The sequence below is a fragment of the Streptomyces sp. NPDC057702 genome, assembly GCF_042799315.1.
GTDB lineage: Bacteria > Actinomycetota > Actinomycetes > Streptomycetales > Streptomycetaceae > Streptomyces.
On sequence record NZ_JBHVJC010000007.1, the window covers coordinates 230981 to 255561 of the forward strand.

Annotated in this window: 21 protein-coding genes; 12 read left to right on the top strand and 9 right to left on the bottom strand. The window is 70.9% G+C overall.

The genetic code is table 11. The annotated features are described in order from the left end of the window. The first annotated feature begins 12 nt into the window (after positions 1–12). The 6 genes from murJ to trxA all read left to right on the top strand — a co-directional run bounded on the left by murJ (position 13) and on the right by trxA (position 7793). Positions 13–2739, top strand: a complete 2727-nt coding sequence (gene murJ / locus ACFVFR_RS07645) for a murein biosynthesis integral membrane protein MurJ (protein ID WP_383698761.1) — start codon at positions 13–15, stop codon at positions 2737–2739. Positions 2740–2849: 110 nt separating this feature from the next. After that, positions 2850–4565 (top strand): protein kinase family protein, encoded by a 1716-nt coding sequence (locus ACFVFR_RS07650; RefSeq protein WP_383698762.1) that lies wholly within the window; start codon positions 2850–2852, stop codon positions 4563–4565. A gap of 40 nt (positions 4566–4605) precedes the next feature. Next, a complete protein-coding gene (gene sigM, locus ACFVFR_RS07655) occupies positions 4606–5295 on the top strand; it encodes an RNA polymerase sigma factor SigM (RefSeq protein WP_383698763.1) in 690 nt (229 codons plus the stop codon). Next, positions 5292–6287 carry a hypothetical protein gene (locus tag ACFVFR_RS07660; protein ID WP_383698764.1) on the top strand — a complete coding sequence of 332 codons (996 nt, stop codon included), beginning with the start codon at positions 5292–5294 and terminating at the stop codon, positions 6285–6287. Before sigM ends, ACFVFR_RS07660 begins: the two co-directional genes overlap by 4 nt. A 169-nt stretch (positions 6288–6456) precedes the next feature. Then, the gene (trxB, locus tag ACFVFR_RS07665; protein WP_383698765.1) at positions 6457–7416 is read left to right on the top strand and encodes a thioredoxin-disulfide reductase; all 960 of its coding nucleotides are present in this window, start codon (positions 6457–6459) and stop codon (positions 7414–7416) included. 47 nt (positions 7417–7463) lie between these two features. Continuing rightward, positions 7464–7793: a thioredoxin gene (gene trxA, locus ACFVFR_RS07670; RefSeq protein ID WP_383698766.1), complete on the top strand. Its 330-nt coding sequence runs from the start codon at positions 7464–7466 to the stop codon at positions 7791–7793. A gap of 84 nt (positions 7794–7877) precedes the next feature. On the opposite strand, the gene ACFVFR_RS07675 is transcribed toward trxA, so the two are convergent. From ACFVFR_RS07675 to rpmH, 9 genes are all read right to left on the bottom strand, one after another. Further along, positions 7878–8495: a GNAT family N-acetyltransferase gene (locus ACFVFR_RS07675; RefSeq protein WP_383698767.1), complete on the bottom strand. Its 618-nt coding sequence runs from the start codon at positions 8493–8495 to the stop codon at positions 7878–7880. A gap of 250 nt (positions 8496–8745) precedes the next feature. Then, positions 8746–9915 (bottom strand): ParB/RepB/Spo0J family partition protein, encoded by a 1170-nt coding sequence (locus tag ACFVFR_RS07680; protein ID WP_383698768.1) that lies wholly within the window; start codon positions 9913–9915, stop codon positions 8746–8748. Continuing rightward, a complete protein-coding gene (locus ACFVFR_RS07685; RefSeq protein WP_383698769.1) occupies positions 9912–11048 on the bottom strand; it encodes a ParA family protein in 1137 nt (378 codons plus the stop codon). Before ACFVFR_RS07685 ends, ACFVFR_RS07680 begins: the two co-directional genes overlap by 4 nt. A gap of 297 nt (positions 11049–11345) precedes the next feature. Then, on the bottom strand, positions 11346–12062 hold the full coding sequence (gene rsmG / locus ACFVFR_RS07690) for a 16S rRNA (guanine(527)-N(7))-methyltransferase RsmG (RefSeq protein ID WP_383698770.1): 717 nt from the start codon (positions 12060–12062) through the stop codon (positions 11346–11348). A gap of 126 nt (positions 12063–12188) precedes the next feature. Beyond that, positions 12189–12695 (bottom strand): protein jag, encoded by a 507-nt coding sequence (locus ACFVFR_RS07695; protein ID WP_383698771.1) that lies wholly within the window; start codon positions 12693–12695, stop codon positions 12189–12191. A gap of 14 nt (positions 12696–12709) precedes the next feature. Next, entirely contained in the window at positions 12710–13939 is a 1230-nt protein-coding gene (gene yidC, locus ACFVFR_RS07700; protein WP_383698772.1) for a membrane protein insertase YidC, read from the bottom strand. Positions 13940–13942: 3 nt separating this feature from the next. Further along, positions 13943–14260: a membrane protein insertion efficiency factor YidD gene (yidD, locus tag ACFVFR_RS07705; RefSeq protein ID WP_383698773.1), complete on the bottom strand. Its 318-nt coding sequence runs from the start codon at positions 14258–14260 to the stop codon at positions 13943–13945. Next, complete coding sequence (gene rnpA / locus ACFVFR_RS07710) at positions 14257–14679, bottom strand: ribonuclease P protein component (RefSeq protein WP_383698774.1); 423 nt, start codon at positions 14677–14679, stop codon at positions 14257–14259. The genes yidD and rnpA overlap by 4 nt, the downstream gene beginning before the upstream one ends. A gap of 17 nt (positions 14680–14696) precedes the next feature. Next, the gene (gene rpmH / locus ACFVFR_RS07715; protein ID WP_003949374.1) at positions 14697–14834 is read right to left on the bottom strand and encodes a 50S ribosomal protein L34; all 138 of its coding nucleotides are present in this window, start codon (positions 14832–14834) and stop codon (positions 14697–14699) included. A 421-nt stretch (positions 14835–15255) separates the two neighbouring features. Here rpmH and dnaA point away from each other — a divergent pair, with 421 nt between their 5' ends. From dnaA to ACFVFR_RS07745, 6 genes are all read left to right on the top strand, one after another. Further along, positions 15256–17337, top strand: coding sequence for a chromosomal replication initiator protein DnaA (dnaA, locus tag ACFVFR_RS07720; RefSeq protein WP_383698775.1), 2082 nt, complete (start codon positions 15256–15258; stop codon positions 17335–17337). A gap of 1192 nt (positions 17338–18529) precedes the next feature. After that, complete coding sequence (gene dnaN, locus ACFVFR_RS07725; RefSeq protein WP_383698792.1) at positions 18530–19660, top strand: DNA polymerase III subunit beta; 1131 nt, start codon at positions 18530–18532, stop codon at positions 19658–19660. A gap of 228 nt (positions 19661–19888) precedes the next feature. Beyond that, positions 19889–20821, top strand: coding sequence for a phosphogluconate dehydrogenase (NAD(+)-dependent, decarboxylating) (gene gnd, locus ACFVFR_RS07730; protein WP_383698776.1), 933 nt, complete (start codon positions 19889–19891; stop codon positions 20819–20821). A 110-nt stretch (positions 20822–20931) separates the two neighbouring features. Then, on the top strand, positions 20932–22077 hold the full coding sequence (recF, locus tag ACFVFR_RS07735; protein ID WP_383698777.1) for a DNA replication/repair protein RecF: 1146 nt from the start codon (positions 20932–20934) through the stop codon (positions 22075–22077). Next, on the top strand, positions 22074–22676 hold the full coding sequence (locus ACFVFR_RS07740; protein ID WP_383698778.1) for a DUF721 domain-containing protein: 603 nt from the start codon (positions 22074–22076) through the stop codon (positions 22674–22676). Before recF ends, ACFVFR_RS07740 begins: the two co-directional genes overlap by 4 nt. Before the next feature lie 847 nt (positions 22677–23523). Further along, positions 23524–24581: ATP-binding protein (locus ACFVFR_RS07745; RefSeq protein ID WP_383698793.1), on the top strand; the 1058-nt coding region annotated here is incomplete at its 3' end.

Here is a 24581-nt window from a genome sequence, read left to right on the forward strand (position 1 = left end):
GGTGGGGTAGCGATGAACGCGCCGTACAACGGTGACCGCGACCGTGACGCGGGCGCGGACCCCGCGGGTCAGCAGTCCGGCTACCCGTCCGGCGCCTCCGCACACGACCCCTCGTACGCCCCCACCTACCACCAGCCGTCCTACCCGCAGGACCCGTACATCCCCGACCCGTACGCCCAGGACGCCTACACGCAGGCGTTCTACCAGCAGCCTTACGTCACGGGCTCCTTCCCCGTCTACACCGACGAGGCGTACCAGCAGTACGCGCCCCAGAGCGAGCCCTCCTACCCGCAGGACCCGTACGCCCAGGGCGGCTACGGCCAGCAGGGCTACGCGCAGGACGGCTATGCCCAGGACGGGTACGCGCAGTATTCGTACCCGCAGCACGATCCGCAGGCCCAGGGCGGCGACGCGTTCTACGACCAGCAGGCGCACCAGCCGCCCGGGGCGGCCGACCCGACCCAGCACCTCTACCACCAGCCGCCCCCCGAACAGCAGCCGCCCGATCCCAGAGTGTGGGCCCCGACCCCCGCCCCGGAGCCCGACGGCGCCTCGCGTTACCTGCCCTACGGCGACAACGGCGCCAACAACCAGTACGTGGGCGTGGACGACCTGATCAGCCAGGGCGCGGACGAGCGCCCTGAGCCCGACGCCTTCGCGCACCTCTTCCGTGACCAGCAGCCGTACGAACCGCCGCGCCCCGGACAGCAGGGTCAGGGCGGCTACGACCCGTACGGCCAGCAGCCGGCGCAGGCCGACTACGGGCAGGGCCAGCAGCAGTACCCCCAGCAGGGCGGCTCCTACCCCCAGCACGGGGGGCAGGGCCAGCACGCCCAGCAGGCGGGATACGACCAGCAGGCCCAGCAGCCCCAGTACTACCAGCAGGCGCCGTACGACCAGAGCGCCCAGCAGGCCCCGTACCAGCAGCAGGGCCCCGACCCGCGCGCCCACCAGCAACCGCGCGCCCCGCACGGGCGCCATCACCGGCCCGCGCCACCCGGCGCCCCCGGAGCGCCGGCGGGGCCGACCCCGAGCCCGGGCACCGACGCCACCGTGATGCTGGGCTCGCCGGCGGCGGCGCAGGCCGCGGCGAAACGTGGCGGCAAGGCGTCCAGTCTGCTCAAGTCCAGCGCCCTGATGGCCGCCGGCACCATGGTCTCCCGGCTGACCGGCTTCGTCCGGCAGGTGATGATCGTCGCGGCGCTCGGCGCCGCGACCCTCGGCGACACCTACACCGTCGCCATGACCCTGCCCACGATGATCTTCTTCCTCACCGTCGGCGGCGGCCTCAACTCCGTCTTCGTGCCGCAGCTCGTGCGCGCCATGAAGGAGGACGCGGACGGTGGTGTGGCCTTCGCCAACCGCCTGCTGACCATCGTCATCGTCATCCTGATCGGCCTCACCGCCGTCTCGGTCTTCGCGGCGCCGCTGTTCATCCACATGATGTCCCCCGAGATCGCGGGCGACCCGGCGGCCGACGAGGTGGCGGTCACCTTCGCCCGCTACTGCCTGCCCACGATCTTCTTCATGGGCGTGCACGTGGTGATGGGCCAGATCCTCAACGCGCGCGGCAAGTTCGGCGCGATGATGTGGACGCCGGTCCTGAACAACATCGTCATCATCGCCACGTTCGGCATGTTCATCTACGTCTACGGGTCGGCCAGCAAGTCCGAGTTCGGTGTCACCACGATCCCCGCCGAGGGGATCCGCCTGCTCGGGGTGGGCACTCTCCTCGGGCTCACCGTCCAGTCGCTGGCCATGATCCCGTACCTGCGCGAGGCGGGCTTCCGGTTCCGGCCGCGCTTCGACTGGCGTGGCCACGGGCTCGGCAAGTCCGCGAAGCTGGCCAAGTGGACCGTGCTGTTCGTCCTGGCCAACCAGGCCGGCGTCATCGTCGTCACCCAGCTCGCCACCGGTGCCGGCTCCGCCGCCGCCGACCAGGGCTACCCCGGCACCGGCATCCTCGGCTACTCCAGCGCCCAGCTCATCTGGGGCATGCCGCAGGCCATCATCACCGTCTCGGTCATGGCCGCGCTGCTGCCCCGGCTCTCCCGGGCCGCCCACGACGGCGACGTGGGCGCCGTCCGCGGCGACATCTCGCAGGGCCTGCGCACCTCCGCCGTGGCCATCGTGCCCATCGCCTTCGGCTTCGTGGCACTCGGCATCCCGATGTGCACCCTGCTCTTCGGCTCCTCCGGCGTCGAGGCCGCCCGCGCGATGGGCTACATCCTGATGGCCTTCGGCCTGGGCCTGATCCCCTTCTCCGTGCAGTACGTCGTCCTACGTGGCTTCTACGCCTACGAGGACACCCGCACCCCCTTCTACAACACCGTCATCGTCGCGGCGATCAACGCGGCGGCCTCCGGGCTGTGTTACGTGCTGCTGCCCGCCCGCTGGGCCGTGGTCGGCATGGCCGCCTCCTACGGCCTGGCGTACGCGGTCGGCGTGGGCATCGCCTGGCGGCGGCTGCGCAACCGCCTGGGCGGCGATCTCGACGGTCGCCACGTGGTCCGCACGTACTCGCGCCTGTTCGGTGCCTGTGTGCCCGCCGCGGTCCTCGCCGGACTGACGGCCTACGCCGTCACCAACGCGCTTGGCAGCGGAATCGCCGGCTCGGTCGCCTCCCTCGTCGGGGGCGGGATCGTGCTTGTCGGGATTTTCTATATCGCGGCCAAACGCATGCGTATTCAGGAGCTGACCGCCATGGTCGGAATGGTTCGCGGGCGTCTCGGCCGCTGACCACAGCACAACCATCGCCCGCCACCGCGTGTCGTGCACGGTGGCGGACTGTGGGCACAATTGTCGTGGCCGTGGAACAGGCGCAACGGATGGGGAGGCAGGGAACGACGGTGGCGGACCGGAGTACGGCTGCCGTCGACGTGGCCGATAGCAGCGGCGGAAAGCCGCTGGCCGCCAAGGCGGACAAGGCCACGACCGACGAGGCTAAGGCCCAGCAGAGCAACAACACAGAGACCGTGCGCCCTGCCGACAAGGACAAGGGCGCATCGGCCGACACAAGTCCCCCCGAACTGCACAGCGGCCACAAACTCGCCAGACGCTACCGCCTGGAGGAGTGCGTCACCCGTCTGGACGGATTCAGTAGCTGGCGTGCCGTCGACGAGAAGCTACGCCGCGCCGTCGGCGTCCACGTCCTCCCCGCCGATCACCCCCGTGCGCGTCCCGTGCTGGCCGCCGCCCGCTCCGCCGCGCTCCTGGGCGACCCCCGCTTCGTCCAGGTACTGGACGCCGTCGAGGAGAACGACCTCGTCTACGTCGTCCACGAGTGGATCTCCGACGCGACCGAGCTGACCACGGTGCTCGCCGCCGGTGCGCTGGAGCCGCACGACGCCTACCAACTGGTCAGCCAGGTCTCCCAGGCCATGGCCTCCGCCCACCGCGAGGGACTGGCCCACCTGCGCCTGACCCCGAACTCCGTCCTGCGCACGGAGTCGGGCCAGTACCGCATCCGCGGCCTCGCGGTCATGGCCGCCCTGCGCGGCATCAGCGCCGAGCAGCCCCAGCGCACCGACACCGAGGCGATCGGCGCCGTGCTCTACGCCGCGCTCACCCAGCGTTGGCCGTACGAGAGCGACGCCCACGGCCTGGCCGGACTGCCCAAGGGCGTCGGCCTCATCGCGCCCGACCAGGTCCGTGCGGGAGTGCACCGGGGCCTGTCCGAACTGGCCATGCGCGCCCTCGTCAACGACGGTGCCACCGCTTCCCGGCAGGAGCTGCCCTGCACCACGCCGGAGGAGCTGGCCGCCGCCGTCGCCGAGATGCCGCGCGTCCGCCCGCCGGAGCCCTCGTTCACGGCCACCCCGGCCTACCAGCGCACCACCTACCAGCAGGGCGCCTACGCCCAGCCACCGGCCCGAGGCGGGGTAGGCGCGGCCCGGCTGGCCCCCGCGCCTCCGCCACCACCGCTGCAGAGCCGCGCCGGGCGCGCGCTCAAGTGGGCTGTCTCGGCGCTGCTGATCGCGGCCATCGGCCTCGGTAGTTGGCAGCTCGCGGACATCCTGCTGGAGAAGGAGGGCACCTCGGGCGACTCGGGTCGCCACCAGGGCGACAACGACGACGACCGCCCCAAGCGCCCCGCCGACAAGCCGCTGGCGATCGAGGGTGCCACCGAGTTCTCCCCGCTGGACTCACCGCTGGCGGCGGAGAAGGTCGCCGCCGCCGTCGACGAGCAGGCCGACACCGCCTGGATCACCAAGCGCTACGAGGGCTACGCCAACTTCGGCAACCTCAAGAACCGCATGGACGGCAGTGGCATCGTCGTCGACCTCGGCAGCGCCAAGGACGTCTCGCGCGTCCAGGTCGACTTCTACGCCCCCGGGCAGACGGTCGAGGTCCTCGCCGCCAGCCCCGAATCGTCCTCCCCCGCGGCGCTGACGGACTTCCCCCAGAAGCTCACCAAGCTCAGCAGGGCGGACAGCAAACTGGACGCCCCTCTCGACAAGCCCGTCCGAACACGATACGTACTGATCCACATCACCGAACTGCCCAGCGACGGCACGGCCGACGGCTACCGCGGGGGAATCTCGGAGATCAAGATCCGGGGGTGACCCGGAGAAGCGGCAGGCAGGCACGAGAGGGGGGCTCCCGTTGCAAGGCGCCGCGCACGGCGACGCGAACGACCGTGAGCTCCTCGCTCGCCATGTGGCGGGTGACCCCGACGCGTTCGGCGAGATCGTCCGACGCCACCGCGACCGCCTCTGGGCCGTGGCGCTGCGCACCCTGGGCGACCGCGAGGAGGCCGCCGACGCCGTACAGGACGCCCTGGTCTCCGCCTACCGGGCCGCCCACACCTTCCGGGGCCAGTCCGCCGTCACCACCTGGCTGCACCGGATCACGGTGAACGCCTGCCTGGACCGGGCTCGCAAGGCGGCCACCCGCAGGACCTCGCCGACCGACGACACCGAGCGCCTGGAGCAGCTCCTCGAACCCCAGGAGTCCGCCGAGGGGCCGGCCGAGCGCCAGGACCTGCACCGTGAACTTCTCCAGGCGCTGCGAACGCTCCCGGCCGAGCAGCGGGCGGCGCTGGTCCTCGTCGACATGCAGGGCTACCCCGTCGCGGAGGCGGCGAAGGTCCTGGGCGTACCCACCGGGACGGTGAAGAGCCGGTGCGCCCGAGGCCGCGCGCGTCTCCTGCCCCTGCTGTCCCACCTCCACCCGAAGGAGCGGGATAGCCCAGGTCCGCGCGGGGGAAGGAACCGGGCGCAGGGGACATCCGTCTCACCGCCGGCAGGACCGAACGACACAGATCCCGTGAAGGGCGGAGGTGGGCGAGCGTGACGTCGACGACCGACACGGACGAGCACCCTGAGGTCGCGGAAATCTCCGCCCTCAGCGAGGGAGTCCTCCCGCCCGACCGCGTCCGCCCCGTGCGCGAGCACCTCGCGGTCTGCTCGCTGTGCGCAGACGTCCAGGTCTCACTGGAGGAGATCCGTGGGGCACTGGGTACGCTGCCCGGCCCCGCGCGCATGCCTGCCGACATCGCCGGCCGGATCGACGCCGCCCTGGCCGCGGAGGCGCTGCTGGACGCCACCGCCGGTCGCCGCGACGACAGCGAGGCCGACTCCGTGGCGGCGGCCACGCTGGAGGCCGAGACCCTTCGCCCGGCCGCGAGCGCGACGGCGGACGAGAGCGACGCCGTTTCACGTGAAACGACGCCCGAGCCGCTCGCTGTTTCACGTGAAACATCCACCAGCGGCCCGAGCCGACCGCCCGGCCGCGCCCGCTCCGCCACGGGCCCCGGCCGCCAGAGCTCCAGCCCGCGCCTCCGGTCGGGTCGGCACTGGCGTAAGGCCCTGCTCGGTACGGCCTGCGCGGCTGCCGTGCTGGGCGTGGGCACCTTCCTCGTACAGAACGGCCCTGACGACGGGCCGGCCTCTCCGCAGCGGACCGCGGAGGGCGAGACCCGCGCCACGACGTTGACCGCCGCCAGTCTGGAGGGCACGGCACGGACGCTGCTCGCCGCGACCGAGAAGACTCGCCGGGGGCCACAGCCCTCTCAGGACGTGGGGACCAACACCTCGTCCAACGCCCCGCTGGGCACCACCGAGCCCTCCGTGCCCGCGTGCGTCCGGCAGGGCACCCAGCGCCTCGAGACGCCCCTGGCCGCGCGCAAGGACGTCTTCGGCGACAAGCCCGCCTACCTACTCCTCCTCCCGCACCCGGGTGACGACTCACGTGTCGACGCGTTCGTCGTGGACGCCACGTGTGTACGCGAGAGCCCCTCGCCGCCCGGTGCCGTCCTGCTCCAGCGCAGCCTCACGCGCGACTGAGCGTCGGGTCCCGCGCGCTGTCCGTGACGCGAACACGGGCGGAAGCCCGGGCATCCCGGGAATGCCGGGCCCGTAGTATCCGTTGGGTGAGATGGCAGCAGTTTTCCGGGAACGATCGCCGGTCGGTTGCTCCCCAATCCGTCGTCGGCAGAGACAAGGAAGACATCCCGTGAGCGACGTCCGCAACGTGATCATCATCGGTTCCGGGCCCGCCGGCTACACGGCCGCCCTCTACACGGCCCGAGCCGCGCTGAAGCCCTTGGTCTTCGAGGGTTCCGTGACCGCGGGGGGTGCGCTGATGAACACCACCGACGTGGAGAACTTCCCCGGCTACCGTGACGGCATCATGGGGCCGGACCTCATGGACAACATGCGGGCCCAGGCCGAGCGCTTCGGCGCGGAGCTGATCCCGGACGACATCACCGCGGTGGACCTCACCGAGGACATCAAGACGGTCACCGACTCCGCCGGCACCGTGCACCGTGCCAAGACCGTGATCGTCACGACCGGCTCGCAGCACCGCAAGCTGGGCCTCCCGCGTGAGGACGAGCTCTCGGGCCGCGGCGTCTCCTGGTGCGCCACCTGTGACGGGTTCTTCTTCAAGGACCAGGACATCGCCGTCATCGGCGGCGGCGACACCGCCATGGAGGAGGCGACCTTCCTCTCCCGGTTCGCCAAGTCCGTGACCATCGTCCACCGCCGGGACACCCTGCGCGCCTCCAAGGCCATGCAGGACCGCGCCTTCGCCGACCCCAAGATCTCCTTCATCTGGGACAACGAGGTCACCGACATCCACGGGGACAGCAGGCTCTCCAGCCTGACCCTGCGCAACCTCAAGACGGGCGAGGCCTCCGAGCTGCCGGCCACCGGTCTGTTCATCGCGATCGGCCACGACCCGCGCACCGACCTGTTCAAGGGCCAGCTCGACCTGGACGACGAGGGCTACCTGCAGGTCGAGGCCCCCAGCACCCGCACCAACCTGCCGGGCGTCTTCGCCGCGGGTGACGTCGTGGACCACACCTACCGTCAGGCGATCACCGCCGCCGGCACGGGCTGCTCCGCCGCCCTGGACGCCGAGCGCTTCCTGGCCGGCCTCGCGGACGACGAGCCGCCGGCCGCCGCCGTCTGACCCCCATACCCCTCCCGCCCCCGCATCATCGAAACGAGGAAATCGCCGTGGCTGGCACTCTGAAGCATGTGACCGACGCCTCCTTCGAAGAGGACGTCATCAAGAACGACAAGCCCGTGCTGGTGGACTTCTGGGCCGCGTGGTGTGGCCCGTGCCGCCAGATCGCCCCCTCCCTGGAGGCCATCGCGGCGCAGCACGGCGACAAGATCGAGATCGTCAAGCTGAACATCGACGAGAACCCGGCCGTGGCCGCCAAGTACGGCGTCATGTCCATCCCGACCATGAACGTCTACCAGGGCGGCGAGGTCGTGAAGACCATCGTCGGCGCCAAGCCGAAGGCGGCACTGGAGCGCGACCTGGCGGACTTCCTCGGCTAGTCGACGTCCGGCGCGACCGCGCCAGGTGCGTCGGGTGGGCCCGTTCCCTTCGGGGAGCGGGCCCACCCGCACGTTCACGGCCCTCTAGAGCGGACGCAGCGCCGGCTCCTTCTGTACGGCGCCCAGCAGCCGGTCCAGGGCCAGCTCCACGTCTTCCCTCCACGAGACCGTGGTCCGCAGCTCCAGCCGGAGCCGGGGGAAGCGCGGATGGGGTCGTACGGTCTTGAAGCCGACCCCCAGCAGATGGTTGGCCGGCAACACACAGGCGGGCTCCTCCCACCGCGCGTCCCCGAACGCCTCGACGGCCTTCACCCCGCGCCGCATGAGGTCCTTGGCCACCGCCTGCACCATGGCGCGGCCCAGCCCCTGGCCCTGGTAGCCGGGCATCAGATAGGCCGTCATCAGCTGCACGGCATCGGCGCTGACCGGGCTGGTGGGGAAGGCGGTGGAGCGCGGCACGTACGCGGGCGGCGCGTAGAGCACGAAGCCCACCGGCACCTCGTCCACATAGACCACCCGGCCGCAGGAGCCCCACTCCAGCAGCACCGCCGAGATCCACGCCTCCTTCTCGACCTCCGGGCGCCCGGCTCTGACCGCGGATTCGCCACTGACGGGGTCGAGCTCCCAGAACACACAGGCGCGGCAACGCTTGGGGAGATCGGTGAGGTTGTCCAGTGTCAGCGGTACGAGCCGACGCCCCATGTAGCCAGTCCTCGCTTCCCTCACCGGCCGCGACGCGCGGCCGACCCGCACCACGTTCCGAGCGAGGCGACCCACCGGGCCGCCGGCGCTCCCCACGGAACCCGTCTGCTGTCAGCCGCCCGAAGCGGTCCGCGTCCGCGTCGGCGCGCCACCCGTACGCATCGTAGCCACGAGCGGATTCCCCCGGTACCGCCCGCCACGCGCAGAGCGGGCCGTGCCCCGGTGGGGCACGGCCCGCTCTGACGGGACGCTACTCGGCGCCCGTGTCGCCCTTCGCGGCCTCGTCGTCCGTCGCCTGCTCCGCCGTGGCGTGCTGCTCCAGCACCCGGCCCTCGCCGGGCGCCAGGGTGCCGAGGATGCGGTCCAGATCGTCTATCGAGGCGAACTCGACCACGATCTTTCCCTTCTTCTGTCCGAGGTCGACCTTCACGCGGGTCTCGAAACGATCAGACAGCCGCGAGGCCAGATCCGTCAGCGCCGGCGAGACCCGGGCGCCGGCCCGTGGCCCCCTGGCCTTCGGCGTGCTGTTCGGCTGCGACCCCATCAGGGTCACGATCTCCTCCACCGCGCGCACCGAGAGCCCCTCGGCGACGATGCGGTGCGCCAGCCGGTCCTGCTCTTCCGAGTCCTCGACCGACAGCAGCGCCCGCGCGTGCCCCGCCGAGAGCACTCCGGCCGCCACCCTCCGCTGCACCGACGGCGACAGGCGCAGCAGTCGCAGCGTGTTGGAGACCTGTGGGCGCGAACGACCGATGCGCTCGGCCAGTTCGTCATGCGTGCAGTTGAAGTCCTTGAGCAACTGGTCGTAGGCCGCCGCCTCTTCGAGAGGGTTGAGCTGGGCGCGGTGCAGGTTCTCCAGCAGCGCGTCCAGCAGCATCTTCTCGTCGTCGGTGGCTCGAACGATGGCGGGGATCTTCGTCAGCCCCGCCTCGCGGCAGGCCCGCCAGCGCCGCTCGCCCATGATGAGCTCGTAGCGCTCCGGGCCCACCTGGCGTACGACGATCGGCTGGAGGAGGCCGACCTCCTGGATCGAGGTCACCAGCTCGGCGAGGGCGTCGTCGTCGAACTCGGTACGTGGCTGTCGGGCGTTGGCGGTGATGGAGTCCAGCGCCAGTTCCGTGAAGTACGCACCCAGACTGTCGCTCATCGACGTCAGGCGAGCGGCCTCCGCCGCGAACGCGTCCTCCGTTTCACGTGAAACGGGTGGCGTGGGAGCGCTCTCCGCCTCGGCCGGCCCTCCGGGTGGCAGCGTCGTCACCTTCGCCGCCGCCACGCCCCGCTCGGGCGGCAGCACCGGAACCGCCGTGGGTGAGGCCGCGCCGACACCCATCGCGGGCAGCGACGGGCCGTCCGCGCTCTGCGGGGCGGCGGGAATCAGCGCACCGAGTCCGCGGCCCAGTCCTCTCCGTCGCTCAGTCACTGCATCCCCTCCGACATGGTGTGCTGGTCAAGCTGTGGGTTCTCACGCGGTACCGCGTGCGCGTGCTGTCCGTCGTAGTAGACACCGACGCCGCGCATCGCGATCTCTCGGGCCGCCTCAAGGTAGGAGAGCGCCCCGCTCGAACCGGGATCGTAGGTGAGGACCGTCTGTCCGTAGCTCGGGGCCTCGGAGATCCGCACGGATCGAGGAATGCTCGTACGCAGCACCTCATTGCCGAAGTGGCTGCGCACCTCGTCGGCCACCTGGGAGGCCAGCCGCGTCCGGCCGTCGTACATGGTCAGCAGGATCGTCGAGACGTGGAGCTTGCGGTTCAGATGTCCGCGCACCAGCTCCACGTTCCGCAGAAGCTGCCCCAGCCCCTCCAGCGCGTAGTACTCGCACTGGATGGGGATGAGCACCTCCGCGCCCGCCACTAGCGCGTTGACCGTCAGCAGGCCCAGCGAGGGCGGGCAGTCGATGAGGATGTAGTCCAGCGGCTGCTCGTACGCCAGGATGGCGCGCTCCAGCCGGCTCTCCCGGGCCACCAGCGAGACCAGCTCGATCTCCGCGCCGGCCAGGTCGATGGTCGCCGGGGCACAGAACAGCCCCTCGACATCGGGCACCGGCTGCACGACGTCGGACAGCGGCTTGCTGTCGACCAGGACGTCGTAGATCGAGGGCACCTCGGCGTGGTGGTCGATACCCAGTGCCGTGGAAGCGTTGCCCTGCGGGTCCAGGTCGATGACGAGCACCCGGGCGCCGTGCAGTGCGAGGGAGGCCGCCAGGTTCACGGTCGTCGTGGTCTTACCGACGCCGCCCTTCTGGTTGGCGACCACCATCACCCGGGTCTGGTCGGGGCGGGGAAGGCCCTCGCCCGCGCGCCCCAGCGCCGCTACGGCAAGCTGTGCCGCGCGGCCGACGGGTGCGGAGGCGTCGCCCTCGTACGCGGGGGCGGCATCCATCGGGGGAGGCGTTTCACGTGAAACGTCCTCCCCCGGGGCCGGGTGGCCCGGGGAGGGCTCAGCGGTACGGGGACCGGGGACCGGTTCGGTCATCGGCCCCGCGATGTTGGCGTCGGACCGCAAGGATTCACCCTCCTCGACATCAGGCTCGCAATGAACAGAGCCTGCCATGCTTTCGGGGTTGGGAACCAGCGAGGCCCCTTCTCCTGTGGATGAATCGGCTCTCATGCGGGGCCGAGGGTCACGTGGCGCGGCAGCCGCACGACCGCGGCTGATGATTCCATGCAGCAGGGAACGACGTTTCACGTGAAACACGATGCATGCGTGCACCCATCGGGCCGCTCCGACACTCCGATATGCGTACTCTTGGCAGCTTGTATGGAGCACTGCCCGAAGTGTCCGCCACTACGCGCTGGCGCGGCTCAGGCCGCTGGAGAGCTCACGAACCGCTCCCCGCCTACCCGGACCTCAGCGACGCCGCCGTGGCCCCTTACGGGCCGCCTTGGCCCGCTTGGCGGCGAAGCGCACGCCCCCGGGGCTCTCGCCCACCTCGACCCGTACCACGGTGGACAGCGGATCGACGATCCCCTCCCCGACCTGGAGCACCGAGGTCTCCACCACGCCGAGCTTGCTCAGGGCGGCGCGGGCGGCCTTGAGCTCCTCCTCCGCGGTGTCGCCCTTGAGCGCGAGCATCTCTCCGTACGGACGCAGCAGCGGCACGCCCCAGCCGGCCAGCCGATCCAGCGGGGCCACGGCGCGGGCGGTCACCACGTGCACGGGCGGGAGCTTGCCCAGCACCTCCTCGGCGCGACCTCGCACCACCGTGACGTGGTCCAGGCCGAGCAGTTCCACGACCTCCTGCAGGAAGTTGGTCCGGCGCAGCAGCGGCTCCAGCAGAGTGATCCGCAGGTCCGGTCGGGTGAGGGCGAGCGGAATGCCCGGCAGCCCGGCCCCGGAGCCCACGTCGCAGACCGTGACGTCCTCGGCCACCGCCTCCGAGAGCACGGCGCAGTTCAGCAGGTGCCGCTCCCACAGTCGCGGGACCTCACGCGGCCCGATCAGACCGCGCGTCACCCCCATATCGGCCAACAGCTCGGCGTACCGCACCACCTCCGGAAAGCGGTCGCCGAACACCTCCCGCGCCGCCTCCGGCGCTGGGGGAAGTCCCTCCGCTGCCTCCGCCACGAGGGTCCGTCCTTCCTCTCGACATGCCGTTGCCCTTGCTGACAAGCACCGGCCCCGCCTGCGTGCAGACGGGGCCGGACGTACGGTGTGCCTCCCGGGCGCTCGGCCCGGGGCGGACTCACCAGATCACGCGGGGAGTACGACCACCCGGCGCTCGGGCTCCTCACCCTCAGACTCGCTCCGCAGGCCCGCCGCCGCCACCGCGTCGTGCACCACCTTGCGCTCGAAGGGCGTCATCGGTTCGAGCTTGACCGGCTGGCCGCTGCCCTTGGCCTCTTCCGCGGCCTTGGCGCCCAGCTCCGAGAGCTCGGTGCGCTTGCGCGCCCGGAAGCCCGCGATGTCCAGCATGAGCCTGCTGCGGTCGCCGGTCTCCCGGTGCACCGCGAGCCGGGTCAGCTCCTGCAGCGCCTCCAGCACCTCGCCGTCGCGGCCGACCAGCTTCTGCAGGTCGCGGCTGGTCGAGTCGCTGATGATCGACACCGCGGCGCGGTCCGCCTCGACATCCATGTCGATGTCGCCGTCGAGGTCCGCGATGTCCAGCAGACCCTCAAGGTAGTCGGCCGCGATCTCGCCCTCCTGCTCCAGGCGAGTCAGGGTGTCGACACCCTCGGCCGGGGTGGTGCCTTCCGTCACGGATGGACTCCTTCTTACTTCTTGGATGGGTGCTTCGGGCCGCGCTGGCCCTTGCGCTGCCCGGACTTGGCGTTACGCGAGGAACCGGAGGCGGAACTGCCGGTCGTCTTGCCGGGCTGCGCCCCCTTCTTGCCCTTGTCCAACGACGGCTTGTCGGCTTCCGCTCCCGACGTCGCAGCGGAGTCCTTCGCGCCACCGGCCTGGGCCGTGGCCCTGGCGCGGCCCTGGCCACGCGCGCCCTTGGCCCCACCCTGCTGGGCCGTCGCGGCGGGCTGGGGCTTCGCGCCGGGCGTCTTGGGACCGGCCGGCGTCACCCCCGACTGGCGCTGGGCCTTGGTCTGCTTCTTGGGCTGCTGTCGGTTGGCCCGCGCCGTCTCGACGGCCTGGCGTGCCTCGACGACCTCGGGGTCCTCCTTCAGCTTGCCCTTCGCGCGCAGTCGCTCCTGGCGCTTGGTGAAGGCGACGCTGCCGGGGGTGGGGTTGCGGCGGATGATGTACATCTGCTGTCCCATGGTCCACACGTTGGTGGTCAGCCAGTAGACGAGGACACCGACGGGGAAGTTGATGCCGAAGACGGCGAACATGATCGGGAAGATGTACATCAACATCTTCTGCTGCTGCATGAACGGCGTCTTGACCGTGAGGTCGACGTTCTTCGTCATGAGCTGACGCTGGGTGAAGAACTGCGACGCCGACATCAGGATGATCATGGTGATCGTGACGACGCGGACGTCGGTGAGCGAGGCGCCCAGGCCCTCGACCTTGGAGGCGCTGCTCATGAACTTCACGGACAGCGGGGCACCGAAGATGTGCGCCTCACGGGCGCTGTCCACCAGGCCCTGGTCGATCGAGCCGACCGGGTGGTTGTTCGCGATCTTGTTGAGCACCTGGTAGAGCGCGATGAAGAACGGCGACTGCGCCAGGATCGGCAGGCAGCTGGAGAGCGGGTTGGTGCCCGTCTCCTTGTAGAGCTTCATCATCTCTTCGGACTGGCGCTGCTTGTCGCTCTTGTAGCGCTCCTGGATCGCCTTCATCCGGGGCTGCAGGGCCTGCATGTTCCGCGTCGCCTTGATCTGCTTCACGAAGAGCGGGATCAGGCAGATGCGGATGAGCACCACCAGCGAGACGATCGACAGGCCCCACGCCCAGCCGCTGTTCTTGTCGAAGACGAGGCTGTACAGCGAGTGGAACTGGACGATGATCCAGGAAACGACTTCATAGAGAGGACCGAGGATCGTGTCCACGAATCAGGCTCCTTGGGCGTTGGGCTGAGTCTCAGGCTGCGCGGTGGGCTCGGCGGCGGAGTGCCCACGCAGACGGCTCCGCAGCCACTGGTGCCACACCGGGCGCTTCCGGGCGGGGACGTGGTCGACACCTCCGTGCGACCACGGGTTGCAGCGCAGGATGCGCCAAGCCGTCAGCGCCGTGCCCTTTACTGCGCCGTGCACGTTGATGGCCGTGTAGCCGTAGTGCGAGCACGACGGGTAGTACTTGCAGACCGGGCCCAACATCGGGCTGATGGTCCACTGGTAGAGCTTGATCAACCACAGCAGCGGGTACTTCATCGCGGCACCCTCCCCTTGGTCTGACCCCCGAGTTTCGCCGAGGAGGTCTCGGGGGAGGCCCCACCCAGCAGGCGCCGTAGCGCGGCGTCGAGATCGCGGGCCAGTTGATCGTGGTCCGCCTCGCCCGCGCCGGACAGCGCCCGTACGACTACCAGGCTACCGGGGGGGAAGTGGTCGAGCCGATCGCGCATGAGATGGCGCAACCGGCGCTTCACCAGGTTTCGGGTGACGGCGTTGCCGACCGCTTTGCTGACGACGAAACCCGCACGCACCTGGGGAGCGATCTCCCCAGGTGGGTGCGGGTCCGATGTACCGCTTCGAAGGTGCACGACAAGGAGCGGGCGCCCGGCCCTGCGTCCTCGGCGTACCGCGGTCGCAAAGTCCTCGCGCCGCCTCAGCCGATGCTCGGTAGGCAGCACGTCATGACCTGTTGAGGTCAGGCGGACAGGCGGGCGCGACCCTTGCCACGGCGGGACGCGAGAATCGCGCGGCCGGCGCGGGTACGCATACGCAGCCGGAAGCCGTGGGTCTTCGCGCGGCGGCGGTTGTTCGGCTGGAAGGTGCGCTTGCTCACTCGGGGGCTCCAGAAATGAATCGTGTGACGGCGGGACATCGCCTGGCTGTCACCGTGCGCCCACGAGAAGCTCGTATACGCCCGATTGCACCGCTTCTTCACCACGGTTCGTGGATGTATGCCCATCGGAGGCAGGCGGCAGCAGCCATCGACAACTCGACCTGGTTACGGTACGCGCGGCTACGCCATCCGGTCAAACCAGCACGGGCGTAGCGCTCCACCGCCACCGTATACCGGGCCGCCAGGGCACGGTGCGGCGGTGCATGGCACATTTGTACACACCCTGTGGACAACGACTTGAACCACGCGCGTCGGCCTGACTACCGTGGCGGAACTCCGAATCCTTCCCGCACGTCCCAAGAACCACGCATTCGTGGGACCTGTCGGCGTCCCCCTCCGAGTGAGTGAGTGAGCGTGCCCTGTGGCTGACGTACCTGCCGATCTTGCCGCAGTGTGGCCACGCGTGTTGGAGCAGCTACGCGGCGAGGGCAGAGGGCAGGGCGTCGAGGCCAAGGACGAGCACTGGATCAACCGCTGTCAGCCGCTGGCCCTGGTCGCCGACACCGCGCTGCTCGCGGTGCCCAACGAGTTCGCCAAGGGCGTGCTGGAGGGCCGGCTCGCGCCACTGATCAGCGACGCGCTCAGCCGCGAGTGCGGCCGTCCCATCCGCATCGCGATCACCGTGGACGACTCCAGGAACGATCCGGCCGCGCCGCCGCCCCCGGCACCCGCCCCGCACCACCACACGTCCACGCACCAGCCGCACGGCGGCCAGCAGTCCCGGTACACCGACGCACCGCGCGAGAGCTTCGACGCCCGGGACGGCTACGAGGCCCGCGAGAGCCGCCCCGGGCGCGAGGCGCGCGACGGGTACGACGGTGGCCGCGAGGGCTACGAGGCCCGCGACGCCTACGAGCCCTACGACACCAGGGACGGCTACGACAAGCGGGAGTCGTACGAGGGACGCGAGACGTACGACGGCCGCGAGGCGCGCGATGCCCGTGAGGGCTACGACGCGCGCGAGAGCCGGGACGGATACGACGCCCGAGAGGGGCGCGAGGCGCGGGAGGGCTACGAGACCCGCGACGGCTACGGCCGCCCCGGCGACGAGCTGCCCAGCGCCCGCCCCGCCTACCCCGACTACGCGCAGCAGCGCCCCGACCCCGGCGCCTGGCCGCGCTCCGGCGGCGCCGCGCCGCCCGACTCCCGTGGCGAGTACAACAACTGGCAGCAGCCCCGGCTGGGAGGCTTTGCGGACGCCGACCCGTACGCCCAGCGCGGCCAGCACCCCCAGCACGGGCCGCCCGCGCACGGCGGCCCGCCCTACGAGGCGCAGCGCCGCGACGTCGGCGACCTGCCCCGTTCCGGGCCGGGCGGTCAGAGTCCCGGGCACGGCGGCCCGGGGACGCCGACCGGTGCGCCGGGGCCGCTGGCCGCGCAGCCCGCTCCGGCGCCGGGCCCCGGCGAGCCCACCGCGCGGCTGAACCCGAAGTACCTCTTCGACACCTTCGTCATCGGCGCCTCCAACCGCTTCGCGCACGCCGCCGCGGTGGCCGTGGCGGAGGCGCCGGCCAAGGCGTACAACCCGCTGTTCATCTACGGGGAGTCAGGGCTCGGCAAGACGCACCTGCTGCACGCGATCGGGCACTACGCGCGCAGCCTCTACCCGGGGACCCGGGTGCGGTACGTGAGCTCGGAGGAGTTCACGAACGAGTTCATCAACTCCATCCGCGACGGCAAGGCGGACGCGTTCCGCAAGCGGTACCGCGACATGGACATCCTGCTCGTGGACGACATCCAGTTCCTGGCGAGCAAGGAGTCGACGCAGGAGGAGTTCTTCCACACCTTCAACACGCTGCACAACGCCAACAAGCAGATCGTGCTGTCCTCGGACCGGCCGCCGAAGCAGTTGGTGACGCTGGAGGACCGGCTGCGCAACCGCTTCGAGTGGGGGCTGATCACCGATGTGCAGCCGCCCGAGCTGGAGACGCGGATCGCGATCCTGCGCAAGAAGGCGGTGCAGGAGCAGCTGAACGCGCCACCGGAGGTGCTGGAGTTCATCGCCTCCCGCATCTCGCGCAACATCCGGGAGCTGGAGGGCGCGCTGATCCGTGTGACGGCGTTCGCCAGCCTGAACCGGCAGCCGGTGGACCTGGGGCTGACCGAGATCGTGCTGAAGGACCTGATTCCCGGCGGCGAGGACGCGGCCCCGGAGATCACCGCCACCGCGATCATGGCCGCCACCGCCGACTACTTCGGTCACACCGTCGACGACCTGTGCGGGGCCTCCCGCAGCCGGGTCCTGGTGACCGCGCGGCAGATCGCGATGTACCTGTGCCGTGAGCTGACGGACCTGTCGCTGCCCAAGATCGGCGCGCAGTTCGGCGGGCGGGACCATACGACGGTGATGCACGCCGACCGCAAGATCCGGGCCCTGATGGCCGAGCGGCGCTCCATCTACAACCAGGTCACCGAGCTGACCAACCGCATCAAGAACGGCTGACGCCCACCCCGCTTCCCCACCACGACCGCGCGCGGCCCCCACCGGGGCGCCGTGCGCGCCGGCCTGCCCGTCTCAGCCGCTCGCCGCCTCCGCCGCCCGGCGCCTGGCGCGCTTCCTGTCCCCTGGTCGGGGGCGCCGCGCCCGGCCACCGCGCCGCGCCCGGCCACCACGCCGCGTCAGCCGGCCGCCCACGCCAGGACCTGGCCGCGTCCCCGGCGCCAGCCCGGCCCGGCTCTCCGTGGACAGTTCCCCCCTTCAGCAGGCCCGCGAGGCGCCTCTGGAGGGTCGGTGGGGCCACTTCGCGCTCGGAGGGGTGCGCGTCCGCGTGCGCTCACAGCGCTCCTGTCGTCGGATCGCGGGCGCCGTTTCGCGTTCATCGGCCGGTCCGGAAGCCGTCGTGGACCGGTCACGAGGCGGCCACGGCGGGGACATCCCGGAGGGGAGGTGTTCGATTACGAGGGTGGACACGGGTCTTCTCCACAGATGTGCGTACTTTTTCGCGTCCACAGGCTGGGGACGCCTGGACTGTCCCGAACCTGTCCACAGGCTGCCCCGATGAGGCAGGATCTGCCGAGGTCAGAGGCGTGTGGATTTGTGGCAAACCGTCATCCACAGGCTGTGGACAAAAAATCGTCCACAGGGCACCCGAGCCGGTTGTCCACCGCCTACCCACAGCTCACCCGGTCTTGTGCACAGCTTTCGCCGCCTTCTCCACACGGTTGTCCACTGTTCGGCAACGCGACACCCCCTCTCACCGACGCGAGTGAAAGGCGTCACACCGAGACCCCGGGTTGGGCTGTGGGGAACGTGGGTAAAACTGGGGACGCGGCTGGGGAGAAGTAGGGCTCCCCTGTGTATCGGGTGTGCAGAACTTTCGGTGGTCCACAGAGACCCCTGGTTATCCACTGCCACCGCCCACAGGGTCCGTGGATAAAAAACGCGGTGTGACCTGCGCAAAGGAAGTTATCCACGGTTTCCACAGGCCCTACTACTACGACTACACCTAGAGAGCTGGAAGTTCGTTTCGAAGTGGGGCCTGTGCACAACTCGGCTCCGGGGCGCTCTTCGCCCTCCGCTCCGACTTGACCCCGAGGCGCACTCGCTGTCGGTGGCGTGCGTCAGACTGGTCTCCGGCAATCAGCCGACGACGAAGGCCAGCAGGGCGAGTCAGCAACAGCAGGAGGCGGTTCCGGTGAAGATCCGGGTGGAGCGCGATGTACTCGCGGACGCAGTGGCCTGGGCAGCCCGCAGCCTCCCGGCCCGTCCGCCCGTCCCGGTCCTCGCGGGCCTGCTGCTGAAGGCGGAGGAAGGCGCGCTGAGCCTCTCCGGCTTCGACTACGAGGTCTCCGCCCGTGTCTCCGTCGAGGCCGACGTGGAGGAGGACGGCACCGTCCTGGTCTCCGGCCGGCTGCTGGCCGACATCTGCCGCGCCCTGCCGAACCGCCCGGTGGAGATTTCCACAGACGGTGTACGCGTCACCGTCGTCTGCGGCTCCTCGCGGTTCACCCTCCACACCCTGCCGGTGGAGGAGTACCCGTCGCTGCCCCAGATGCCCAGCGTCACCGGCACCGTCCCCGGTGAGGTCTTCGCCGCCGCCGCCGCCCAGGTCGCCATCGCCGCCGGTCGTGACGACACCCTCCCGGTGCTCACCGGCGTCCGCATCGAGATCGAGGGCGACCACGTCACCCTGGCCTCCACCGACCGCTACCGCTTCGCGGTCCGCGAGTTCCTGTGGAAGCCCGAGACCGCCGACCTGTCCGCCGTCGCCCTGGTGCCCGCCAAGACGCTGCAGGACACGGCCAAGTCCCTGACCAGCGGCGACACCGTGAGCATCGCCCTCGCGGGCTCCGGCGCCGGCGAAGGGCTGATCGGTTTCGAGGGCGCGGGACGGCGTACGACGACCCGGCTGCTCGAAGGTGACCTGCCGAAGTACCGCACGCTGTTCCCGACCGAGTTCAACTCCGTCGCGGTGATCGAGACGGCGCCGTTCGTCGAGGCGGTCAAGCGCGTGGCGCTGGTGGCCGAGCGCAACACCCCGGTGCGGCTCAGCTTCGAGCAGGGCGTGCTGATCCTGGAGGCCGGCTCCAGCGACGACGCACAGGCTGTGGAGCGCGTGGACGCGCAGCTGGAAGGCGACGACATCTCGATCGCCTTCAACCCGACCTTCCTGCTGGACGGCCTCAGCGCGATCGACTCGCCGGTGGCCCAGCTCTCGTTCACCACCTCCACCAAGCCCGCGCTGCTCAGCGGCCGGCCGGCCGTGGACGCCGAGGCGGACGAGGCGTACAAGTACCTGATCATGCCGGTGCGACTGTCCGGCTGAGGCACGGGCGGCCGGGTCGCGGGACGCTCCCGTGGCCCGACGGGCGGATCGCGCTCCGGTGGCTCAGAGTGAGCACGGAAGGCGGGTCGTCCGCGACGTCGGGCGACGCGGTTCCAGTCATCGGTGGGCGCCCCGGATGAGCGGCGGAGCCCACAGTCGTGCACGCGGGGCCGGGCGTAGGCTCGGCCGCGTTACCCAACGCACTCACTCCGGCAAGAAGGATTAGTGATGGAGCTCGGTCTCGTCGGTCTCGGCAAGATGGGCGGCAACATGCGCGAGCGCATCCGCCGCGCAGGCCACACCGTCATCGGATACGACCGCAACCCGGACCTCGCCGACGTGGCGGGCCTGGCGGAGCTGGTCGGCCAGCTCCAGGGGCCGCGCGTGGTGTGGGTGATGGTCCCCGCCGGGGCCGCCACCCAGTCCACGATCGACGAGCTCGGATCGCTGCTCTCCCCCGGTGACGTCGTCGTCGACGGCGGCAACTCGCGGTGGACCGACGACGAGAAGCACGCGGCGGAGCTGGCCGAGAAGGGCATCGGCTTCGTGGACTGCGGCGTCTCCGGCGGCGTGTGGGGCCTGGAGAACGGCTACGCGCTCATGTACGGCGGCGACCAGGAGCACGTCGCCAAGGTGCAGCCGATCTTCGACGCGCTCAAGCCTGGTGGGACAGCCGAGCGAAGCTCGTCCGACCAGGGTGGTGGGCGACGGGAGGGCGAGTTCGGCGCGGTGCACGCGGGCAAGGTCGGCGCCGGCCACTTCGCCAAGATGGTGCACAACGGCATCGAGTACGCCATGATGCAGGCCTTCGCCGAGGGCTGGGAGCTGCTGGAGGCGGTGGACTCGGTCACCGACGTCCGCGAGGTCTTCCGGAGCTGGCAGGAGGGCACGGTCATCCGGTCCTGGCTGCTGGACCTGGCCGTGCGCGCGTTGGACGACGACGAGCACCTGGCCAAGCTGCGGGGTTTCGCGCAGGACTCCGGGGAGGGCCGGTGGACCGTGGAGGCGGCCATCGACCACGCGGTGCCGCTGCCCGCGATCACCGCCTCGCTGTTCGCCCGCTTCAGCTCGCGGCAGGACGACTCGCCGTCGATGAAGATGATCGCCGCGCTGCGCAACCAGTTCGGCGGCCACGCGGTGACCAGCAGCACGGACAAGTGAGCGCGGGCGCGCCCGCCAACGGCGCGCTCGTCATCGAGTAACAGCAGGTCGTGCGGCCGTTGGACGGTCGCACCAGATCGTGATCGACGGGGGAGGTCGGTACGGAAGTCATGCACGTTTCGCATCTGTCACTCGCCGACTTCCGCTCGTACGCCCGGGTCGAGGTTCCCCTTGACCCGGGCGTCTCCGCGTTCGTCGGCCCCAACGGGCAGGGCAAGACCAACCTGGTCGAGGCCGTCGGCTACCTCGCCACGCTGGCCAGCCACCGGGTCTCCTCGGACGCGCCGCTGGTGCGGATGGGGGCCGAGCGCGCGATCGTGCGCGCCGCGGTCGTCCAGGGCGACCGGCAGCAGCTCATCGAGCTCGAACTGAACCCGGGCAAGGCCAACCGCGCCCGGATCAACCGCTCCTCGCAGGTCAGGCCGCGCGACGTGCTCGGCATCGTCCGCACGGTGCTGTTCGCCCCCGAGGACCTGGCACTGGTCAAGGGCGACCCGGGCGAACGGCGGCGCTTCCTGGACGAGTTGGTCACGGCCAGGTCGCCCCGGATGGCCGGGGTGCGCTCGGACTACGAGCGGGTGCTCAAGCAGCGCAACACGCTGCTGAAGACGGCGGCCATGGCGCGCCGGCACGGCGGCCGACAGCTCGACCTGTCCACGCTGGACGTCTGGGACCAGCACCTGGCCCAGGCGGGCGCGGAGTTGCTGGCCCAGCGACTCGACCTGGTGGCCACGCTGCGCCCGCTGGCCGACAAGGCGTACGAGCAACTCGCCCCCGGTGGCGGGCCGGTCGTCCTGGAGTACCGCGGCTCGGTCAGCGAGAGCGCGGGCGGCGCGGGGCTCGGCGCCGAGACCAGTCGGGCCGAGCTGTTCGAGCTGCTGCGCGCGGCGCTGGGCGAGGCGCGCAAGCGGGAGATCGAGCGGGGCGTGACGCTGGTCGGCCCGCACCGTGACGATCTGCTGCTCAAGCTGGGCGAGCTGCCCGCCAAGGGGTACGCCAGCCACGGCGAGTCCTGGTCGTACGCGCTGGCGCTGCGGCTGGCCTCGTACGACCTGCTGCGCGGCGAGGGCAACGAGCCGGTGCTGGTGTTGGACGACGTGTTCGCCGAGTTGGACGTGCGCCGCCGCGAGCGGCTGGCCGAACTGGTGGCTCCGGGCGAGCAGGTGCTGGTGACGGCCGCGGTGGACGACGACGTGCCCGGGGTGCTGGCGGGTGTGCGGTACGCGGTTTCGGAAGGTGTGGTGGAGCGCCTATGACGTGGTCGGCGGCGGGTGGACCGGAGCGGGACGCGGCACGCGGACCGGCGGCCGGTGACGGCCGCGACGCCGGTTCCGCGACCGGTGGCGCGGCGGCGGCCGAGCCCACCGGGGTGGACCTGGCGCGGGTGGCGTTGCGGGCGGCGAAGGAGCGGGCCCGTGCGCACGGCGCCGCCGCCCAGCAGAAGAAGCAGGCCCGGCGCGGTGGGCTGCGCTCGGGCGCGCGCGCGGACGGGCGGGACCCGCTGCCGCTCGGCGCGGCCATCAACCGGCTGATCACCGAGCGCGGTTGGGAGGCGCCGGCGGCCGTCGGCGGCGTCATGGGGCGTTGGCCTCAGCTCGTGGGGCCCGAGGTCGCCCAGCACTGTGAGCCGCAGCGCTACGACGAGGAGGCGCGCGTGCTGACGGTGGGCTGCGACTCCACGGCGTGGGCCACCCAGCTCAGGCTGCTGGCGCCGCAGCTCGTGGCGCGGCTCAACGCGGATCTGGGCCACGGCACCGTCCGCCAGCTCAAGGTGCTCGGGCCGGGCGGCCCCACGCGGCGCTACGGCCCGCTGCGCGCGCCCGGCAGCCGGGGCCCGGGCGACACGTACGGCTGAGCCGGTTCCCGCGTCCCCGCTCCACCGGCCCGGGTGTCTCCGCGCGCGCTTCGTCGCACGTGGCGAAGCGCGCCGTGTACGGCGTCCGCGCGGGGTGCCCCGCCGCGCGCCCGTCTCGGGCCGGGGTGGCTTCCGGGTGCGGTGGGCCACCGTGGGGTCCTTGCGCTCCTCGCTGACCCTGACGTGCGGCGGGTCGTTCTCGCCTCGGTGTCGTCGGCCTCTCGTGCCGCTGTCGTAGTGCCTCCGCTTTCCGCGTCTGGTGCCGCACGGGCGCCAGGGCGGCACAAACCAGCCGTCGATCGCGCGCGGCGTCCGGCGCCGGAGCGGGACAGGTCGAAAGGCCCGACGCGGCGGAGGTCGCGCGGCCTGCGCCCGGGCTATGTGTAGCTGGCATATTCCCCGCGACCTGCGGCGATGCGCCGGCGGCCGGTCGTGGCGCGGCCTCCGGCGGGGGCGGTGGGGCGTGCGTCGCACGCCGGGCGGGGTGTGGCCCCGGTGCGCCGGGGCGTGGCGGGTCCGGGCGCGGGGGCGTCGCACGGGGTGCGTACGGAGGAGGACCGGGGCTGGGACAGGCGGGAACGTTGAGACGCCGGTCACATCGCCGGTCGTTGATGAGTCGAAGCGCTGAGTGCCTGTGTGAGCCTCCTGGAGGCCCAGACCAGATATGGGGAGTAGGAAGGCGCTGGTTCAGGGCGCCAGTCGCCGACTCAGGCGCCCGCAAGCCCCAATTCTGTCGGCGCTTACCGGTAGACTGAAGTACACCGTCGCCGCTTGCGCACACGGTGGCTCACCGTGCGTGCGGGGCATTCGAAAGACAAGGCCGGTCCTCCGTACCAGGGGTTCGGCTCTGCTGTGCCAGAAAGGGCGCTTCGTGGCCGATTCCGGCAACCCCAACGAGAACATCACCGCTTCCCCGACCGTGGCGGACGCCGCTGCGGTGGACACGGACGTCAACGAGGCACCTCCCTCGTACGACGCCAGCGCGATCACGGTCCTGGAGGGCCTGGACGCGGTCCGTAAGCGGCCCGGCATGTACATCGGGTCCACCGGTGAGCGCGGCCTGCACCACCTGGTCCAAGAGGTGGTGGACAACGCCGTTGACGAGGCGCTGGCCGGACACGCCGACACGATCGACGTGACGATCCTGGCCGACGGTGGCGTGCGCTGCGTCGACAACGGGCGTGGCATTCCCGTCGACCTCCACCCCGTGGAGAAGAAGCCGGCCGTGGAGGTCGTGCTGACCGTGCTGCACGCGGGCGGCAAGTTCGGTGGCGGCGGCTACGCCGTCTCCGGCGGTCTGCACGGCGTGGGTGTGTCGGTCGTCAACGCGCTGTCGACGAAGCTGGCCGTGGACATCAAGCGGGATGGTTTCCGCTGGACGCAGGATTACAAGCTGGGCGTGCCGACGGCCCCGCTCGCCCGCAACGAGGCGGTGGCGGAGACCGGCACGACGGTGACGTTCTGGGCCGACCCGGACGTCTTCGAGACGACGGAGTACTCGTTCGAGACGCTGGCCCGTCGCTTCCAGGAGATGGCCTTCCTCAACAAGGGGCTGACGATCGCCCTGACCGACGAGCGCGAGGCGCACGTCGACGAGGAGGGCAAGCCGCTCTCGGCGAAGTACCACTACGAGGGCGGCATCGTCGACTTCGTGAAGTACCTGAACTCGCGCAAGGGCGAGCTGGTGCATCCCACGGTCATCGACATCGAGGCCGAGGACAAGGAGCGGCTGCTCTCGCTTGAGGTCGCGATGCAGTGGAACACCCAGTACACCGAGGGTGTCTACAGCTTCGCGAACACGATTCACACCCATGAGGGTGGTACGCACGAGGAGGGTTTCCGTGCGGCGTTGACGTACTTGGTCAACAAGTACGCGCGGGAGAAGAAGCTGCTGCGGGAGAAGGA

Excerpts from the sequence above, each read along its gene's own strand:
- recF (WP_383698777.1), top strand. The coding sequence starts at position 20,932 with ATGCACGTTTCGCATCTGTCACTCGCCGACTTCCGCTCGTACGCCCGG.
- ACFVFR_RS07675 (WP_383698767.1), bottom strand. The coding sequence starts at position 8,495 with ATGGGGCGTCGGCTCGTACCGCTGACACTGGACAACCTCACCGATCTC.
- ACFVFR_RS07685 (WP_383698769.1), bottom strand. The coding sequence starts at position 11,048 with ATGGCAGGCTCTGTTCATTGCGAGCCTGATGTCGAGGAGGGTGAATCC.
- murJ (WP_383698761.1), top strand. The coding sequence starts at position 13 with ATGAACGCGCCGTACAACGGTGACCGCGACCGTGACGCGGGCGCGGAC.
- gnd (WP_383698776.1), top strand. The coding sequence starts at position 19,889 with ATGGAGCTCGGTCTCGTCGGTCTCGGCAAGATGGGCGGCAACATGCGC.
- ACFVFR_RS07740 (WP_383698778.1), top strand. The coding sequence starts at position 22,074 with ATGACGTGGTCGGCGGCGGGTGGACCGGAGCGGGACGCGGCACGCGGA.
- yidD (WP_383698773.1), bottom strand. The coding sequence starts at position 14,260 with ATGAAGTACCCGCTGCTGTGGTTGATCAAGCTCTACCAGTGGACCATC.